This is a genomic window from Pedobacter lusitanus (assembly GCF_040026395.1).
Classification (GTDB): Bacteria; Bacteroidota; Bacteroidia; order Sphingobacteriales; family Sphingobacteriaceae; genus Pedobacter; species Pedobacter lusitanus.
Window position 1 is genome coordinate 2051200 of the sequence record NZ_CP157278.1, and the last position, 21635, is coordinate 2072834.

Consider the following 21635-nt stretch of genomic DNA (forward strand, 5'->3'; position numbering starts at 1 on the left):
TTTTTTATGATAAATACACGTTGCCTCATCCCATTCTTCAATGTATCAGAACCAGCTCCCGCCGGTCTGATCATTTTGTAATCCATACTGGATTATTATCATCACTGAAGAAATAAGAGAAAAAATTTAAATAAGGTTTAGTATGACTTTGCGAACACTAAATTCTAATATCAGAATCAATACTGATTAATAAAATCAGTCTGTGAATGCACTTATAACTAAATAATGTCTCACAAAGAAGCATAGCTTCGCTAATTGTAATCCCGTAAGACCTACTCTGATAATTCTTGGATTTTGATAAGAATAAATAGCTATAAGTAACTTTATTATTATATTACTAATGTAAAACCTTTTAATTACATTATCAAATAATAAACTTATTTAAGTTAGTTATCGTTATTATTAAAAATAGATTCTAATAGTTCAATATCATCGATTGATAGCTTGTTATGCCCCATATCGCTGGGTGTTAATTCTTTCTGGTCTCTTTCAGAGCAGTGATAAATGATTTGATTTAACGATTCCCTGTATTGATTAAGCCACCCCTGAATAGTTTCATCTCTATAATGGTTTTTATTAAAGGTGATAGATATAATAAGCTGGCCATCCGCAATCAGCCCGTTTATATCAAAATCATACTCCCTCTCTTCATTTATATCCTGCAACTGTCCCACATGTTCACTTGAAATCTCAAATTTTGAATCGCTCAGATCAGAATCAAATTGTCCCAGATAATTGAATATCATCTTTGGTTTAACTTTAAAATCTAATCCTGTTTTATACTCTTCAGCTGTAAGATGTTTTAGAATTCCATAACCTATACCTTTATTAGGAACTTTTCTCAATATTTCTTTGACTTCTTTAATCTGTCTGGAAATATCATTATCGGAGACTGTTATTTTTAATGGATAAATTGAAGTAAACCACCCGATTGTTCTGGTTACATTGAAATCTTTCAATATTTCTTCTCTTCCATGATTTTCCAGAGCAAGAATGAATTCGTTCTGTTTAAAATATGTTTGAATACTAATGCCAAGGCCAGCCAGTAAAATGTCATTAATTTCTGTATTATAAGCAAAATTCACTTTCGTCAGTAAGAGCGAGGTTTCTTCCCTGTCAAGTGCGATTGTTAATTTCTTAGCATCCTGAAGGACATTACTTTCATAGGCAAAATCTTTGGTAAATCCCCCGTCTTCAAATGTCAGTAACTGTTCCCAGTAGTTTATCTCCTTCAGAAAATCTTTACCATTGGCATATTCCTGTAAGTTTTCTGACCAGAGTTTAAATGAATCAGTTTTTAATGGTAAAGAAAGAATTTCGTTCTTTTGAATCTGTTCAAAAAGTGTCGAAAAATCCTCCAATAAAATTCTCCAGGAAATTCCGTCAATAATTAAATGATGGATAACAATCAATAAGGAATCACCTTCAGCCTGCTTAAACAAGCATAATTTAATCAAAGAACCATCTTCCATATTTATTGAAGACTGAATTTCATTACATTTTTCTTCCAGTAACGCAGTTGGATTTAATTCATTTCTTAAATCAGTAATCTGTAGAGGAACATTTGAATTTACAACATTATTCATCTGAATATAACCATCTTGTGTCCTTTTAAAATTAATTCTTAATGCATCATGATGTTGAATAATCTCTTTAAAAATGTTCCTGATGTTATCTTCACTGAAGCCTTCATTAAAAACAAGAAGAGCTGCCTGATTGTAATGATGAGGTTTTAATCTCTGAGTAGAAAAGAAATCTTTTTGAATTGGAGTCAGAGGAATAATTCCTTCCACTAATCCCTGGTCTGAAGGTCTTGAGACTTTCTCTGCTATTTTTCCCAGTAATTTTATGGTTGGATTCTTAAATATATCCCTTACGCTTATTTTATAGCCGGCTTTGTACATTCTGGCAACAATTTGTGTTGCTTTTATAGAATCTCCTCCCAGGTCAAAGAAGTTTTGATCTGTACCTATTTCCTGACCAATCAGCAGCTTTTCCCAAATACTTATCAACTCCTCTTCTACAGGTCCATCCGGAAGCTCAGTCTCTGTTTTCACCTCATCCAGCGCTAAATTCTCCAGTACTTTCCGGTCTAATTTACCATTGGAATTTAGTGGGAGCTGATCCAGTTTCACGTAGTGAGATGGAATCATATAAGAAGGAAGCAAATCAGAAAGATATTTTTGTAAATCATCGCTTTTTACTGTTTCCTTGCTCATCAGGTAGGCCACCAGATATTTAGAATCATTGCTGCCAGATTTTGCGACAACGATGACCTCATCCAGGTATTCAAGTTTTGACAAAGCATTTTCAATTTCATTTAGCTCTACCCTGTACCCTCTTATTTTAACCTGGTCATCTTTTCGCCCTAAAAACTTAATTGAACCATCAGCCAGGAATTTTCCATAATCACCAGTTCTATAAAGTTTTGTATACTTGGTATGATACGGATTATCAACAAATTTTTCAAGATTCAGTACTTCACGATTTAAATAACCTCTCGCTAAACCAGGCCCTGCAACACAAATCTCTCCAATAGTACCCAAAGGAAGCAGTTCTAATCTGTCATCCAAAATATAAGTAAGTACATTAGAAATATGCTTACCTATAGTTACTGATTTCCCAGGTTCCAGTTTCGATACTGTAGAACAAACAGAATTCTCAGTAGGCCCATATTCATTTATTAATTCAACTCCAGGCAATAGTTTAAAATGCTTTTGTACTAAATCTTCTCCTATAGACTCTCCAGCTACAGTTACCGTTTTCATATTCAATAATTCCTCACTGACTTCTTCCAGTAATGCCTTATACAGCGAAGGCACACATAAAAAGTGAGTAACTGCATGTTCCCGGATCATTGAAGACAGATAATTCAGATCATATCTTAATTCTTCTTGAAGAATAACTAATGTCCCACCGGTTATCAATATTGAAAACACATCCTCAACAGAGCTGTCAAAGGCTATTGAAGGAATTTGAAGGTTAATAACTTTTTCATCTAATCCATAATATTCCTTACGCCATAGCAGAGTATTAGCGATGCTCTTATGTTCAATCTGAACCCCTTTTGGTACTCCTGTAGTTCCGGAAGTATAAATAACATAAGCCAGATTTTCCGGCATATTTATCACGGAAGGGTTAATATTAGAATATGCAGGTAACAACTCTTTAAGTTTCTCTAAACTTATGACCTTACATGAATCTGACTGATACTTCTCTTTTATTTCTTCCGTATCTACTATTAAAACCTTTAGATTGGCATCATTTCTTATAAATTCAATTCTTCCAGATGGATAACCAGGATCTATAGGCACATAAGCAGCTCCGGCTTTTAATACTGACATAACTGCTGTAATCATCCATTGAGAACGATTGACCATAACCCCTACCAAATCCTCACTTTGAATACCACATATTACTCTCAGATAATCAGCCAGCTGATTCGATGTACAATTCAGTTCCTGATAAGTCAACTTATCATTACCAAAAATAACAGCATAATTTTCAGGGCTTTCTGCTGACTGCTCCTGAAACATTTCCTGGATAGTAGTTTCAGTTTTGTAAGCTATCTCACTGGCATCGAAGTTTTTTATCAGCGTTTGCTTTTCATCAGCTGATAAAAACCCTATTCCATTCAGAGAAGAATCTGTATGCTGAACGACGTAATCAAGAAGTGTTTCGTAATTAGCCAGCATCCTGTCTATAGTCTCGGTTGAAAACAGATCGGTATTATATTCAAGTGACAGATAAATATTTTTGGCAGACTCAGAGAAATTAAATGTCAGATCAAATTTACTTACAGAAAAATCTGTCTCATAATTTTGTATCGAAATGTCTTTCATCTCCTGCTGAGTTAATGTCTCTAGCTCTATATTCTGCAATACAACCATAACATCAAAAAGAGGAGAACGACTTGTGTCCCGCTTCAAGGAAAGTTCATCTACTAACTTGTCAAAAGGGTAGTTCTGATTAGTATAAATGTCTAACAGGTTCTCTTTCACAGCAGAAAGCAATATTGCAAAGCTATCTTCACCATTAAAAACAGTTCTTATAGGAATTGTATTCACATAAAAACCGATCTGCCCCTCTAAATCAGCATGATTTCTTCCTGAAACCGGCGAACCAAGAATAATATCCTGCTGTCCGGTATATTTATAAAACAGTGTATTTATAGAAGCTATCAAAAACATAAATTTGCTCATTTCAAATTTATTCGATACCTCTCTGATTTTCTGCGATACCTCTTCACTAAGCGTTATCATAGCAGTTTTGCCATTGTACGTCTTAAAAGCCGGTCTTTGATTAATATATGGAAGTTCAAGTACAGGTATTTCACCAGAAAACTGTGCAGTCCAGAACTCTTGACTGGAAATAGAATTCTCTCCACTAAGCTGATCATTCTGCCAGGCTGCATAATCTTTATATTGAATGGCAAGAGGAGGTAAATCTGCCTCTTTTCCTTCAATAAGGCTACCATACAATGCTAAAGCCTCATCAATAAACACTTCGATAGACCAGCCATCTGAAACGATATGATGAATTACAAACAGAAATATAAATTGATTGTCTTCTAATTGAATAAGGGTAAGCCTTATCAGGGGGCCTGATTCCAGATTAAAAGGAGTACCTATCTCCACTCCTGCCAACTCTTTTGCTTTTTTCTGCTTATCCGTATCCGATCTTAAATCCGTAAAATTAATAGCTACAGAAACATCTTCAGCTGCAGTAATTTTCTGTTTAGGTTCTCCGGCTACTGAAACAAATGTAGTACGCAGGCTTTCATGTCTCTTAACTAAAATTTCAAAAACAGTCTGAAGTGTACTTACTTTCAGTTCACCATTAAAAACATATATTCCCGGGATATTGTAAGCAATCTGTCCTTCCTGAATCTGATCAAGAATCCAAAGCCTTCTCTGTGAACTGGAAAGATCATAATATGGTTGCGTTACAACCGGATTAATAGACTGGAATGTTACCTGAGCAGATTGCCTGATAACTAATGCAAGGCCCTCAATAGTTGGATTCGTATATATGCTTCGTACCTCAACATTCACATTTAGTATTTTGTAAATTCTTGTAATGATTTGAATAGCCTTTAATGAATGTCCACCCATTTCAAAAAAGTTATCCGTTATGCCAATTTTATCTCTGCCTAATACCTCTTTCCAAATTTGTATCAGTTGATTTTCCACCTTATTTCTGGGAGCCTGATAATTGACATCAGGTATTGCTGAAATCAGATCTTCCGGATCCGGCAGAGATTTACGGTCAGCTTTTCCATTTGAAGTTAATGGCAATTTCTCCAGCTGCACAAAAAATGATGGAATCATATAAGCAGGAATCCGCTCTGCAAGAAACTTCCTCAGATCAGCAGAAACCAGTATACCATTTCCCACACAATATGCGACCAATATTTTTTCGCCAGCCAAATCTTCTTTTATATCTACAACAGCTTCTTTTACAGTTTCATAATTTGTTAAGGCCCTCTCAATTTCTTCGAGTTCAATACGAAAACCCTTAATTTTTACCTGATAGTCTTTTCGCCCAAAAAACTCTATCAGTCCATTGGATAAATACCTGCCTACATCACCTGTTTTATATAATCTGGTACCTTTTTGAAAAGGATCTTCTACAAATACTGCCTTTGTTCTTTCAGGATCCCTTACATACCCTCTTCCAACCCCGACACCTGAAACACAAATTTCACCTTTAATGCCAATCGGACAAAGTTTCATATGCTGATCAACAATATATATCCGGGAGTTTGGTAAAGGCCTGCCAATAGGAATACTTTCCATTTCAGGAATATCATCTGTCATGATCAAATGAGTTATATCATCAGATGCTTCCGTAGGTCCATAGGCATTAATTAATTTAATAGCTGATTCTTTGAACCATCTTTTCACCAAAGACTTTTTAAGTGTCTCTCCGGTAACCAAAAGATAGTTTAAATCGTTTGGAATCTGATGAACATGACTGTTTTCAATCAGGTCCAGCATAACAGACAAATAAGAAGGAACTACTTCTGCAATATTAATACTGTCTTCTCTCATTTTTTCAAGAAGTTTTACAGGATTAATAACTGTGTCATTGTCATATATTACAGTCTTCCCACCTACAACCAATGCAACAAAGAACTGCCATACAGATATATCAAAACACTGCGAAGCATTTTGCATGACTATACTCTGCTCATTTAGCTGTAAGTCCTCTATCTTACAAAAGATATGACTCATCATTCCCCCATGTTCAATCATAGCACCCTTAGGCTTACCAGTTGAACCTGAAGTATAAATTACATAAGCAAGATTTTCCTTACCTGTAAGCAGGTTTAAGTTCTGTTTACTTTCATGATTAATTGCTTGTTCAGATTCATCTAATTTTACGATTCCAACCATTGACCTGAGTTCCTGTTCCAGTTCATCCGAAAGAAATTGAGAAAGTGTGATCACAAGTTTAGCTCCCGAATCTTCTACGATACTTTTTATATGTTCTGCAGGATAAGCAGGATCAAGTGGAAGATAAGCACCGCCAATCTTCCAGCCAGCTAAAATGCTGATGACCATCTTTTCTGACCGGTCCATTAAAATGACGATTAAATCATCCTTATTAACCAGCTCTTTTTTAGACAGAAAATGAGCCAGCTGATTTACATGTCCATTCACATCTCTGTAACTTAACTGCTTATCATTAAACTGTACTGCAGTTTTATCCGGAGTCTGAGATGCATAATCTTCTAAATAGTGATAGATAGTCTTATCAAGATTAAAATCTGTTTTCACCTGATTAAATTCATGCATAATCTGAGCTTCTTCTGCTTCAGATAAATATTCAAGTGTCTTTATAGGGAGTAATGGATTATTTGAGATTGACTTAATCAAAGCCTGAAAATGATCTATTAGCCTATAAATGGTCGCCTGAGTAAACAAATCAGTATTATATTCTACACTTACAGCGATTGCTGCATCCTGCTGAGTGAAATTAAAGCTTAGATCAAATTTACTGACAGCCAGTTCAGCATCATAACCCTGAATATTAACTTCCTCAATGGTATCAATACCCAATGATTTAACTTCAATATTCTGAAGAGCAACCATTACATCAAATAAGGGCGACCGGCTGGTTTCCGGTCTTACATCAAGATCTTCAATCAATCTGTCAAAAGGATAAGCCTGATGCGCATACACATTGAGAATATTTTCTTTGACTTTATGCAGTAATATCTCAAAATTTTCTTCCGCATCTATCTGTGTTCTCAGACCAACAGTATTCACATAAAAACCTATTTGATTCTCAAGATCCTTATGCTCCCGGCCGGCTACAGGGGAGCCCAGTATAATATCATTCTGACTGGTATATTTATAGAAAAGCACATTGACAGAAGCTATTAACAACATAAATAAACTAGCTCCATTGCTTTTGCTTAATCTATCCAGGTTTTCACATAACTGAGCGTCAAATTGTATATTTCTAGTCCGGGCTCCATTGTAGGTTCTGAAAACGGGCCTCGGAAAATCAGTAGGAAGTTCTAAAACAGGAAGTTCTCCATCCAGATAATTTACCCAGAAATTCTTATCGGCATTGAACTCAGTATGACTTAACTGGTTATTCTGCCATGCTGCATAATCCTTATACTGTATTCTTAATGGAGGTAAAACATTCTGATTACCAGAATTAAAGGAATGATATAAAAACAGGAACTCATCAACCAGAATATTCATAGACCAGCCATCAGAGATAATATGATGAATTGCTAATAAGAATACATATTTTTCATCTTCAAGACGGATCAGGTGCGCTCTCATCAAAGAATAGGATTGCAGATCAAATGGCAAACCTCCCTGTTGTCTGATGGATTGTTGCGCCAATTCCTCCTTATTCTCTTCATCCCGCATATCAAGGTAATCCATATTGAATTTACCATTAACGTATTCGTTTATTTTTTGTTTAGGCTCTCCCTTAACAACTCTAAAGGATGTTCTCAGACTTTCATGACGTTGTACTAATGCTTCAAACGCCTGAACAAATGCTTCACGATTGAGATTTCCATTAAAAACATTAGCACTCAGAATATGATATGCATTTTGATTTTCTTCAATCTGATCTAATATCCAGAGCCTTTTCTGAGCATGAGAAACATCATAATAGTCCTGATAAGCGGCAACCTGAATTTCTTCATAGCTGGTCTTTTGCGAAACGGCGATCAGTTTAACCATTTTCTCTACCGTTGGATAATCAAATACATTTTTAATTTCCAGTTTCACGCCAAAAACTTCAGAAATCCTTGAAGTAAGCTGTACCGCTTTTAAAGAATGTCCACCAATCTCGAAGAAATTATCATGAGTTCCAACCCGACTTTTACCCAGTAACTCTTCCCATATCTTAACAAGGCTTATTTCCAGATCATTAACCGGAGCTATATAAGCAACACTATTAATTAAATTCAGTTCTTCAGGTTCAGGTAGCGCCTTAGTATCTATCTTTCCATGCAGTGTCAATGGAAATTTGTCCATTAACACATAATATGAAGGGATCATAAAAGCCGGTAAATTTACCGAAAGTAATGCCCTTACCGCATCCATACTTATCGTATCAGCGAGTTTCAAATAAGCACATAAGTATTTTTCTTTTTTCTCAACTACAGCAACAACAGCCTCTTCTATCTGAGGTATATCTTTCAGTTTACTCTCAATCTCTGATATTTCTATTCTAAAACCACGTATTTTAACCTGATGATCTAATCTGCCAAGAAACTCTATATTACCATTCGATTTTAAACGGGCCAGATCTCCCGTTTTGTACATTCTTTTTCCTGGTTCAAAAGGGTGCTCTACAAATTTAGTCCGGGTTAATTTTTCATCATTTAAGTAACCTCTGGCTAATCCGTCCCCGGCAACACATAATTCTCCTGCTATTCCTGGAGATTGCAGATTGTTGTTTTCATCTAAAATATATGCTTCTGAATTTGCAACAGGCTTACCAATAGGAATATCACTATACTCAGAGCTTATAACATAGGTAGTAGATTTAACCGTATTTTCAGTTGGCCCATATGCATTTATTATCTGTAAATCAGGACAGGCTGCTCTAATCTTACTGACTGCTTTCGGAGATAACGTTTCTCCTCCAACAACAATTGTCTTTAAATGGATAAACATGGCCGGTCTTAAATCAGCTATCTGAGCAAAAAGGGCTGCCGGGATTGCTACAATTGTAAGGCGGTTTCTATTAATATAACTTGTAAAAAGATCAAAGTTCAACAGCATGGACTGTGGTATTAAGCACAGAGCCGATCCATTTAACAACGCTCCAAATATTTCCCAGACTGATGGATCAAAAGAAACAGGAATACACTGGGATACTACATCCTCTGGTGTAAAGTTGATATAATTTGTATTCCTGACTAAACGGACTACCCCTCTTTGCTCAATAAGTACCCCCTTTGGTGTACCCGTTGAACCTGATGTGAAGATTACATAAGCCAGCTGTTCCGGTGAAGTTATCACGTTACAAGGATCATCACTAAACTTCTTTAAGACACTGTTATCAAACCATTCCTTTTGTCTTCGTACAGAAGTCTCAGGATGAATATTATTTTTATTGACACTTAAGATAATGTCATATCTGTATTCAGTAAGCTCACATTTAACCGTATGAATTTTACCAGAAGGCTCTACCTTCTCAATCTCTTGAAAATCAAAAACAAGATGTTCAAAAAAGCTTTTCGAAACGAACAGCTCATTAGTAAAACTAAGCTTGGTTTTTGCATGAATATTGGCTTTTTTGAAAGAAATCAAAGAATTGATCAGTTCATCTTTCAAGTCCTGATCCATTACATCACCTATAAATATTATTCCATTAGAGCTCAACAGGCCAATAATCTTTCTGACAATGTCTTTCAAATAATTATGCCCGCTGAATGCTTGCACCACACTGTTAATAATTACTATATCAAAATTCTTTTCCTCAATCTGGTCAATTTCTTCTGCTTCAAGCCTTTTTAACTGCACATTGGTGATACCTCTTTCATCACATATTTTCTGGTCATAATCAAGTATCGCCTGAGAAATATCCGTACCAAAATAAGAATCTACAAAAGGGGCTATTCTGAACATACTTATACCAGAAGCACAACCAATTTCAAGTACTTTCTTTTTCTTATCCAGAAATGGTGTAATCTTTTTCAGAATATTATCACCATACTCATCAAGTATTTCCCTGCTGAGCAGCTCACCGGTATAACTATCGCTCCATCCTCCTCCTGCAATATCATCTACTGCAGTCTGCCCTACATATTCCCACAGTTCCCGATCCATTAATTCATTGCGGCTTTCAACAATCCCAGATATATCTTCAACATCCACACACAAATAGGACTTTAAAGTTTCACATTCCCATAATAAATTATTGATTTGCTGAAGGAATTTTGACTCAGACATTACCAGCATGGCCTTTGTCTCATTTACTATATATTTGATACGGCCAATAGGAAAATCAGTATTCAAAGGACAATAAGCTCCTCCGGATTTTAAGATACCCAGGATTGAAACAATCATAGCAATGGATTTCTCCATATACACAATCACAATATTTTCCTTTTGAATTCCCTGGTCGATTAAGAAATTGGCAACCTGATTTGATCTCTTGTCCAGCTCCTCATAAGTTATTGACCTGTCATCCTCTATGATTGCTTTATACTCAGGATAACTGTTGCAAACCTCATGAAATAAATCAATTATACTTTTATCCTTAGGATATTCAGTTCGATTGTTATTCAAAGATTTGTACAATTCTTCAACTTTATTATTACTTGAAAAATCGGATATATTAATTTGTGATAATTTCATTTTAAAGGTTAATTATTTGTAACACTCAGGTAAGGTTGTTTATCAATAAAGAATGATTGATAAGAAAAGATGATTTGTGCACGATACAGGGATAGCCGGATTTACAGTTAAGCTTCCAGCATTTGTCCTTTACCCTGTTTGATAGCTTTATTATAAAATAATCCGCCAATAGCGATATCAAAAACGGCCATCCCCATTGGATTAAACATTACTATATCTGATTCTTTCCACGAATGAGATACATGATTACATACCACATCTATAATTGATGATGTATCTTCTTTGGCAAGTGCATACTTTTTATGCATATTTTCTATATCAGTATTTTCTCTGCAGACTTCTTCCCAGTTGTCTACAATGATGTGGTTTGCATAATGAATGAATTCCGGCATATAATCCCTCAAAGAGACATTTAAATGCAGAGAGCCTTTTTTAGGTTCTTTATTAATATAAGTTTGATTAGAAACCGTACAGGTAATAAAAATATCGGCATCGTCATATGCTTCTTCCCAGGTCTTACAAAAGATAAGCTTATCCTTAATATCATGGTAAAAATCAAGATCCGACAAAGCATTAAAAGCTTCGGAATCAACATCATGTAACTTTATAGCTTTGAGTTTGCCACTTAATAACGTTGAGGCCATTTCCAGATGGAGTTTTCCTATCGGTCCCAAACCGACTATACTTAAAGTGAACTGTAAATGATTTGAACGTTTGATGCTTAAAAATTCATTTAATATCAAACCAGAAACCGCAGCCGTTCTTAATCCACTGATTAAAGTTGTGTTAATAGTACATATAGGTCTGCCGGTATTTGCTTCATTCAAAATAGTAATAGAGTGAGCTCTGGGAATATCAAGTTTAAAATTACCCGGAAAACTTGCAATCCATTTGATACCGGCAAAATTAATTTCGCCTCCAATAAATGCCGGCATGGCAATGATCCGGTTCTTGATATCATGATATCTTAAATATGGCTTTATAGGTTGTGCAAAATCCTGTTCCTGCAAAATCTGCACGCTTTTTTTGATAACTCCGACAAGTTCCTGCCAAACGATTCCGATTTCTTTGAGGTCTTTTTTATTAAGGTATAACATTGGTTGTGGTTCTAATTATTAACGGATTTTGTTATTTCTCTACTAATTCCTGAAGATTATGTGTCATCATTTTTACCCATTCTGCATTATATATAGTATCCATGTAAGCATTTCCCCGATCAGGACATATAAAAAGAACATTAGCATCTTTAGAGATATTTCTTTCCTGAAAATATTCTTTTATGCCATAATAAACTGCACCTGAGGATGCTCCTGCAAAAAGTGCCTGTTCATTAAGCAATTCATAGCAGCCAGTCACAATATGAGGTTGAGAAACATGGATAACATCATCAATAATTGCCTCATGTATAATAGAAGGAACTTTACTTGCCCCAATGCCTGAAACATATCTTTTTATTGGTTTCTGACTAAATATTACCGAGCCCTCCACATCCACAGCCACAATCACAACATTTGGAAACTTTTCCTTGATTTTTTTTGAAACTCCCGTAATAGTTCCCCCCGAGCTCACTCCTATAAAAATATAGTCCAGCGAGTCAAAATTTTCAGCTATTTCTACTCCAAGCGTATCCCAGTAACCTTTGTAATTATTAGGATCATTATACTGATCTGCACAGAAAGAATTTTGATTACTCTTACAAATGTGCTCAACTGTCTCGATTCTTGTCAGAAGGTAGCCCTCTGTAATATCCAGTTTGGTAACCTTTACAACATCATATGCTAATAATTCAAGTTGTTTTTCATATAAAGGATTAATATTAGGATCAATTACCGGTATAAATTTCAGCCCCAGAAACTTACACATACTAGCTACAGCTATAGCAAAATTTCCTGAGCTTGATCCAACAATCAATGTCTCTTCATTTATTAATCCATTTTGGATTGCAGTTTTTAAAATGCTAAAAGCAGCTCTGTCTTTAGAGCTACCAGTGAAGTTGCAATACTCTAATTTTACAAAGAGATTAAAAAGACCATATTCCAGTTTTTTTAAAGGCGTATTGCCAATAAATCCTTTAATTTTTTCTAATTTTTTAAGCATAATGTCTACATGAAATAATGGTAATTCAATTTTTTATATTTTAATCAGGAGAAAGAAATATCTCCTGTCTGCTTTTACGATGTCTGTCTAAATCATTAAAAGCATATAGCAAAGAGGCAAAGCCCTCTGGCAATTCCCTAAAAAGAATCAGAAAGTGCAAACAGGCTTTTTAATATACTGACCATTTTTTCCGCTGTACCCTGGAAAAACAAATCACTATCATATTCTATCCCTATAATCAATGATTCCGGCAGCTCACTTACATAAAGCATTAAATCAGTTTTCGAGGATACATGATTGATTATTTCGCTTGCTGAACTGGAAGAAATCGCATCATCCTGATCATTTATATGCGAATCAAGATTACTGGTTAAGTCTTCGTAATTCCGATAAATATATACCACGTTAATGAGTGGTAAATAGCTTGAATCTCTTGTAATCTTTAGTTTTTCTATAAGCAGGTCAAAAGAATAATTTCTATGCTTATAAGCTTCCAGGCAATTCTGTCCAACCTGATGAAGCAGGTCTCTGAAACTCATATCATCATCAAATCTTGTCCTTATGACTACAGTATTTACAAAAAGACCAATCAGACTCTCCAAATCCACATCGTTCCTGTTTGCATGGCCAATTCCCAGCAGAATATCTTTTTGTCCCGTGATTTTATTCAGAAAAAGTAAAAAGACAGCTAATACGGTATTGGACAATGTGGTATTATTCGTTGTCGATAACTCTTTTAGAGTATCAGCAATACCCTTTTCCAATTCAAAAGTTATACCTTCTCCTTTAAATTGCTTATGCTCACTTCTGGTCTTATCATAGGGCAGATTTACCATTTCCAGTTTCCCTGTCAGCTTATTCAACCAATAATTTTCTTCTTTCTCAAGATTTAGTGAATTATGCCAGAAAGCATAGTCCTTATATTGAACTTTTAAAGGAACCAGGGGATTAGCCTGACCTTGATCATAAGCATGATAAAGTGCAATGATTTCTTTTTTCAATACTTCAATAGACCAGCCATCACACAATATATGATGCAGTACTAAAGAAAATAGATGTGTATGCTCATCTTTTTGAATGAGTATTGCTTTTAGCAGAGGTCCGTTTGTCAGATCGAAGATATGAGACGCATGCCTGTTAATGATTCTGTTAGCATTTTCCTCTATATTTCCGGCAGCACGAATATCCTCCTGCTCCACATTAAATCTAAGATCCTCATACTCCAGGACCTTTTGTTTTGGTTCCCCGGCTACAGTTAAAAAGCTGGTTCTTAATATCTCATGTCTTATAATTAATGTTTCAAATGCCTTTTCAAAAGCAATAATATTTAAATCATCAAAAAGATAAGTTAGTGTCCGGTTATAAGCGGCTTGTTTATCCTGAAACTTATCTACAAACCATAACTGCTTCTGGGCATGTGAGAGTTCATAATAAGGCTGTTTCTCTAATGGCTTAATTGTTTCATATACATTCTTTTCCCCTCCCTTAATGATTCTGGATAATTCAGCAATAGTCGGTGTGTCAAAAATATCCTTTAGCTCAACTTTTGATTGTAACTCCTTATGAATTCTGGCAATAATCTGCACAGCTTTTAAAGAATGTCCACCAATTTGAAAGAAGTTATCCCTTATTCCTATTCGTTCCCTGCATAATACCTCCTGCCAGATTTCTACCAGTTTCTCTTCCAGGCTATTTCCCGGAGCCTCATAATTTTGATTGTTCCCAGCCTGAAGTTCTTCAACTCCGGGAAGTGCTTTTCTATCAATTTTTCCATTGGCAGTCAAGGCAAACTCATTTAATACGATCAGGTGAGCCGGAACCATGTAGCCAGGCAGCTTTTCCATCAGGTATTCCTGAAGCTCATTTATTTTTATATCCTCTTTACTCTCAACATAACCTACCAGCTCACTATCACCTGATTTGTCTTCCCTTATGATCACTGCCGATTTTGATACCTTTGCAAATTGCTTTAATACACTTTCAATCTCAGACAACTCAATCCGGTATCCTCTGATCTTTACCTGATCATCATTTCTACCTAAAAATTCTATTTCACCATCAGCTGTCCATCTTCCCAGGTCTCCCGTATGGTAAAGGAGCTGTCCTGGTTCATATGGATTCGCAACAAATCTTGATTGGGTCAATTCATCATTGTTGATATAACCACCAGACAGTCCCCTTCCCGAAACACAAATTTCTCCTGTTATACCTAAGGCGACCCTCTCTTTTCTTTCATTGAGTATATATACCCTGGTATTATTTATAGGACGGCCAATTCTTATTCTAGATTTATAAGCTGATAAATCTGAATTCTTTAAGGATTTATAAATACAACCAATGGTTGTCTCAGTAGGCCCGTAATGATTAACGAACTCTACATCATTTCTGTACTGATGAAACTTTTCAATATCTGAAACCCTGATTTGCTCACCACCGATCACAACCAGTCTTAAACTATATTTCATCACCAGCTCCTCAAAATCTGTATTGATCAGGATATTAAAATGAGAGGGAGTAAGTTTAATATAGGTGATTTTATGCTCAGCCAAACTCTTTGTTAATTCCTGCGGATCTATATGATTAGTTTCTTTTAGCAGAAACAATGTACTGCCAGATACCAGAGATGACCATAAACTTGTATAACATAAATCAAAAGAAATAGATGAAAATAATAAGGTACGGTCTGCATTGCTGATATTAAAAGTATCCTTAAACCACGCTGTATAATTCGTAAGCGATGAATGATTTACAAGTACTCCCTTTGGCCTGCCTGTAGAACCGGATGTATAAATTACATAAGCAGAATCTGTAGAATCAGGCTTTACAGATAAATTATCCTTGCTTTCTGTTAAATCCGGAAGTAGAAGATCCAGAGCAAATACTCCTCCCTGATAGTATTCAGTCAGTTCAAACATAAAATCCAGATCCGTAAGGAGAAGTCTGGCTCTCGCATTTGACAGAATAAAATTTTTGCGATCTTTAGGCGTACCCGGATCAAGAGGTAAAAAACAAGCCCCAGATTTAAGTATACCTAATAAACCAACTATCATCCTGTTTGATCTTTCGACCATTATACCAATAACATCCCCTGTTTTCACCTCATACTGCATTTGTAAATGCCGCGCTAACTGGTTAGACAGTTCATTCAGTTCCCGGTAAGTATAAGTTTCGTTTTCCGCAGTAATAGCAGCATGATCCGGTGTTAGAGCAGCTTGTAATTCAAACAGCTCTACAATACCAGGAGCTGGAGAATCACCGGAAATCAGAGAATTAAAGGATTCCAAAAGTGAAAGTTCCTCATCCGCCGAATGAGATAAAATATCTTTAATAGCTATACCCGGATCAGCTATTATAGTATTAATCATTTGTTTATACTGATCACACAAGACCTTAACGGACTTATTATCAAAGTAATTGGCATCATAACAAAACTCCAGTTGAAGTCCGTTTTTATCACTTAAACATGAAAGTTTTAGTTTAAACTGATCAGTAAAACTCTTAAAATCAATTAAGGAGACATTTAATGCCTGGTTAAAATCAGATAAATGCGGTGAATCAAAATATTCAAATCCAAGAGGCAAAATTACCGGCTCATTTCTCTCCTGATCACGTTCATTGTTTAACAGGAAATATTGTTCCCAGCCAGAAACATCCTGAATAACATTTTTCAGCTCTTTTACATATTTTATAAAACTATCATTTTCATTCACTTCCGAAAGTATCGGAATGGTTTTAGAAATTAAGCCAATTGTTTCCTGCAACTCTTCATATTCTCTGTCTACTAAAACCTTTCCTACCGTAATATGATTAGATGCCGTATGTTTAGAAATTAAACAAGTCAGAACTCCCTGTAAAATATCCGCAGGACTTACATCTGCCTGGAGTGCCAGCCTCACCACTGCATTTGCTTTTTCTTTGTTTAATGCAATATCAACACATTCCGGGCTGTAGAACGCTGGTAAATCAACATTTTTCTCGAAGGGTAGTTTCAGAGACTTGTAACTGGAGAAATCATAATTTTTCCAAAAATATTCTGCCTCTTCATTCTGACTATTTAATAATTTATTCTGCCATAAAGAATACTGTTCATACTGAATCAGCTCATCACTGACCTTTAGTTTATTTGTGCCTAAAGACAGGTTCTCCGTTATTTTCAGCAAAGAATAACCATCTGCCATTATTGACGGTAACCTGATCATGACCAAATGATGATCCTCTGACTGTTTAATCAGTATTAATTTAATACTCCTGTTTAAGTATACATCTGCATCCAGGTTATTTGCACTAATCTTATCTGTGGCAAACTGAATACACTCTTCATCATTTTTATCCGGCAGATTTATAAATTCAAATTCCGGTACAATTTCCTCCTGAATAAGTTGTACCGGAAAATGGTTCTGATCATTTTCCACATAAGTTGAGCGTAAACTATCATGGCTTTTAACCAGCTCTTTCAAAGAGGTAAGTAAATCCTCCCGATCCAATCTTCCTTCTGTTTTGAAGACGATCTGCGTGTAAAACTCGAAGCCCTTTTTATCCAGTAAACAGATACGTTCCTGAAGAGAAGACAGGGCAACATTTCTATGATTGATTTTATTAGCTGAGGTGTCTTCCGAAATATTTAGGTTCATCAGGTATTTGGTTAAAATTTTTAAATAAAGGCAATTGCTAAGGGATAGTGGGGGGATGAATGTTAAATTCCAAACGACCCTTTACCTGATATTTTTAAGCAGATCCAGGTTACTTTTCTTAGCACTATTTTGTTTGATTCTGTTGGAGTTTCTTTGATTTTCGGCAATCAGCTCAACCATTATGTTCAAAGGGATTGCCGGGTTCTCTGTAATTTTCATGAGGATGTATTTAAATGTCTCCATTCTGTTCTCTATAGTCTGAGGCAGAAATAAATCCGTTCTATACTCTAAGAAGATCTTAATTTCTTCCTGGCTCTCATTAATATGAAGCCACTTATCGACCTTTACAGTTCTGTGTCCATGATCAAGATTTCTTACGGTTATCTGATTAAACTGGTTCTGATCCAAATCCGATTCGAGTGTTTTAATGGCAGAGACTGTGTTAAATGTAAATCCCACATCAAATAATGGATTTCGGCTCTTATCATATTGAATATTTAGCTCATCAATTAAATAATCAAAAGGATAATGCTGGTGGTCTAAACCTTTAATCACATTTAATTTAACTTTTGCCAGAAGACTCAGGAAAGTATCAGATTCTTCAAATTCAGTACGCAGTGCCAGCGTATTCAGGTAAAGACCTATTTGATTTTCCAGGTCAGGATGATTCCTTCCCGCAACAGGGACACCTACAATCAGGTCTGTTTGTCCGGAATAAATAAATAGCCACGCTTTATATACTGCCAGTAAAGTAACAAAAAGAGTGCAGTCATTGTCTGAGCTTAATTTCCGCAGAGCAGCACTCATTTCCTTACTGATGAAAAAGTCTACTCTTCCCCCATTGAACGATTTAGTTTGAGGTCTTGGAAAATCAGTAGGTAAAGATAGTACTGGTGTTTTTACAGCTAATTTATCGGCCCAGAATGTTCGCAGCTTCAATAAAGAATCACCTTTCAGTTTATCAAGCTGCCATGAAATAAAATCTTTATTCTGGATATTAAGTTTAGGCAAAGGATGAGGAAGATCCAGACAGCAGCTATTATAAAGGATCAGGATTTCTTTTATAAAGATTTCTACAGACCAGCCATCTGCAATAATGTGATGAAGTGAGAAACAAAAAACATACTTATTTTGAGCGAAGATGGACAAAGCCGCACTGATTAAAGGGCCCGTACTCAAATCAAATCTTTTATCAGCAGCCTTGTAAATCGACTCACTCACCTCATCCTCAGAAAGTTCCTGTCCGTTAAAATCATTTATCTCTAAATAGAAGCGTGAATCCTCCAGGCTATATATTTTTTGCTTGAGTTCTCCGTCAACCATAAGGAAAACAGTTCTTAAACTTTCATGCCTCTCAATCAGAATATCAAAAGCTTTACTAAAAGCATCAATGTTTAAAGTTCCTTCAAAAATATAAGCAGCAGAGATATTATAGGCAGACCTATTTTTTTCATACTGGCTTAAAATCCAAAGCCGTTTCTGGGCATGAGAAACAGTATAATAATCCTGTACACTGACTGGGAAAATCTCCTGGATCTGTTTCTTTAAATTTCTGGACAGTATTTCTTCTATATGTGCTGACAGCGTTCTTACGGTAGAAAAATCAAAAAGTTCTTCAAACTCAATTTCTACTTCCAATTCTTTTTCTATGCGGTTGATAATCTGCATGCCGTTCAGAGAATGTCCACCCAATTCAAAAAAGTCATCATCCAGTCCGATATTTTCGCTTTTAAGCACTTCTAACCAGATCTGGAAAATTTTATTCTCTATCAGGCTCCATTCGCTATTATTTAAATCAGATTTTATTATTTGATTACGCTCAATTGTGTCTTTGGCTGAATTGCCGGAAGCATCTGAATCAAGGCTATTCTTACCGGTCTCATAGCTAATTACATCGTCAATTTCCCTGATCCAGCATCTCCTTTTTTCAAATTCGTATCCGGGAAGTTCAATTTTTGTTCCCCCTATCAGACTATTGAATTTACTCCAGTCAATTTTACAATTCAAAAGATAAAGATCCTTTACATATTCAAGCAGCTGATTTGGCTGATCTTTAAGGTAAACAACTTCAAAACCACCTTGAACCGGGTGAGCAGAAAGAGCCTGAGTGACTAATGTTTCCGTACCAATCTCAACATACGCGACCTTTTCGTCTTTGAAATTTTGTATTAACGAGCTGATCTTTTCTGAGATCTCAGAGGCAGAAAGTGTAATGGGGTTCTGTAAAAACTCGCTCAAGCCTTTCCCGATAGAAATTTGCCCTGTAATTTTTGAGGTCACTATCTTTCCTCTTCCAACGCCAACCAGATATTTACTTTCAACTCCCGCAGCCTCTAAGAGTTTATAAAAGCTGTATTGAAAAGCGATCGAATAAAATCCATCCGTTTTCTCGTCTGCAGAATCCAGACACTCCTTATAATAAGTATTAAAGAGTGGATATTGCAGGCAATAAGTATCAATCAGATTTTTTGCATGATTAACCGTATCAGAAAAGATAAAGACAATTTTGGTAACAGAATTATCAACAATTTTCCAGTTGTCATGGGCTCCGGTTAACAAAGCAGTAAGCTGCCCCATCGTATCCGCAACGACAGCATATCTGTGATTAAAATGTTTACGGCCATTTGTAAGTGTATAACTTATATCTTTCAGCTTAAGATCCGGATTTGCTAACAAACGTGCGTTTAGTTTTTTTAAATTCCCGGCTATTGAATAAGGAGTTTTACCAGAAACGGTAATCAGATAAGAATCGGCTTTGTTTTGCTCAAATGAAGATTCCTGAGGTTTTTCATTTTTATCCTCCTCAATTACTACATGACAATTCGTACCAATCAGACTAAAAGAACTTATACCAGCCCTTCTTATACCAGCATTCTCACAATCCCATGGTTTCAATGCACTGTTTACATAGACAGCAGAATTTTCAAAATCAATAAATGGATTTGGTTTATGAAAATGTAAAGAAGGAAATAATTCCTTATGCCGGATTGAAAGTACTGCTTTGATTAACCCTCCCAAACCAGCGGCACTATCTGCATGCCCTATATTTGTTTTCAGTGAAGATATAGCACAGAATCCTTTTTCGTTTGTATAATCTTTAAAAGCAAGGTCAATTCCTTGTACCTCTATTGGGTCACCGAGTTTTGTACCAGTACCATGTGCCTCTATAAAAGTGACTGTTTCAGGTTCAATCCCAGCCCTTTTCCAGGCTTTCGAGATGACCTCGGCCTGAGCTTTGCTGCTGGGTGCAGTAAAACTGGCTGAATGATTAGCATCCTGATTTACTGCCGTCGCTTTAATGACAGCTAAAATATTATCCTGATCAGCTTTTGCCTTATCATAAGGTTTTAACAATATACAGCCCGCCAGCTCCCCTCTGCCAGTTCCTTCAGCCTCAGCAGAAAATGCCTTTGCCTTTCCATCAGGAGAGCTGATTCCTATATGATAAGAAGGATCATCAACCAGAGGAAAAAGACTCAGGTTTACTCCGCAAACCAATGCATAATCACTTAATCCGCTCATTAATTCGTTAAAGGCAAAATGAACTGCAACCAGCGAAGAAGAGCAGGCAGTATCAATCATCGATGCTCCCCCTCTGAGATTAAAAAAACGAGCTATCCTGCCAGCTGCAACCGAATTAATATTACCAGTCAGCAATGTGGGGTCAAAATTTTCTGCATGCTGATAATAATCCATTTTAGTATCACCAACAAAAACAGATGTATTAGAATCATCAAAAAAATCGGGATTATATCCGGAATTTTCAAAAGCCTTATAGACCACTTCTAAAAGAAGTCTCTGACGAGGATCCATATGCTGGGCTTCGCCTAAAGAGATATTGAAAAAACTATGATCAAACTTATCTATATCTTCCAGGAAACCTGTCACTACATAATCCTCATTCACAGGAATAGAAGTATTCAGTAGTCTATTTTTTGACCACGGTCTCACACTATCCTTTCCATTTTTCAGGTTGAGATAAAACTCTTCAATATCATTGGCTTCCGGAAAGTATCCAGCCATTCCAATTATTGCTATTGCCATTTATTTGAGTTTAGTT

At 35.9% G+C, this 21635-nt stretch carries 5 protein-coding genes; all 5 read right to left on the minus strand.

Annotated features, from left to right (window positions below; genetic code table 11):
• Window positions 1-386 precede the first annotated feature (386 nt).
• The 5 genes from PL_RS08665 to PL_RS08685 all read right to left on the minus strand — a co-directional run bounded on the left by PL_RS08665 (window position 387) and on the right by PL_RS08685 (window position 21619).
• Window positions 387-10847 (minus strand): non-ribosomal peptide synthetase, encoded by a 10461-nt coding sequence (locus PL_RS08665; protein WP_041886432.1) that lies wholly within the window; start codon window positions 10845-10847, stop codon window positions 387-389.
• A 107-nt stretch (window positions 10848-10954) separates the two neighbouring features.
• The gene (locus PL_RS08670) at window positions 10955-11944 is read right to left on the minus strand and encodes an ornithine cyclodeaminase (RefSeq protein WP_041886436.1); all 990 of its coding nucleotides are present in this window, start codon (window positions 11942-11944) and stop codon (window positions 10955-10957) included.
• A 31-nt stretch (window positions 11945-11975) separates the two neighbouring features.
• On the minus strand, window positions 11976-12944 hold the full coding sequence (gene sbnA / locus PL_RS08675; protein WP_041886437.1) for a 2,3-diaminopropionate biosynthesis protein SbnA: 969 nt from the start codon (window positions 12942-12944) through the stop codon (window positions 11976-11978).
• Window positions 12945-13081: 137 nt separating this feature from the next.
• On the minus strand, window positions 13082-17575 hold the full coding sequence (locus PL_RS08680) for a non-ribosomal peptide synthetase (protein ID WP_041886440.1): 4494 nt from the start codon (window positions 17573-17575) through the stop codon (window positions 13082-13084).
• Window positions 17576-17656: 81 nt separating this feature from the next.
• Complete coding sequence (locus PL_RS08685; RefSeq protein WP_052496593.1) at window positions 17657-21619, minus strand: condensation domain-containing protein; 3963 nt, start codon at window positions 21617-21619, stop codon at window positions 17657-17659.
• Between the last annotated feature and the right edge of the window lie 16 nt (window positions 21620-21635).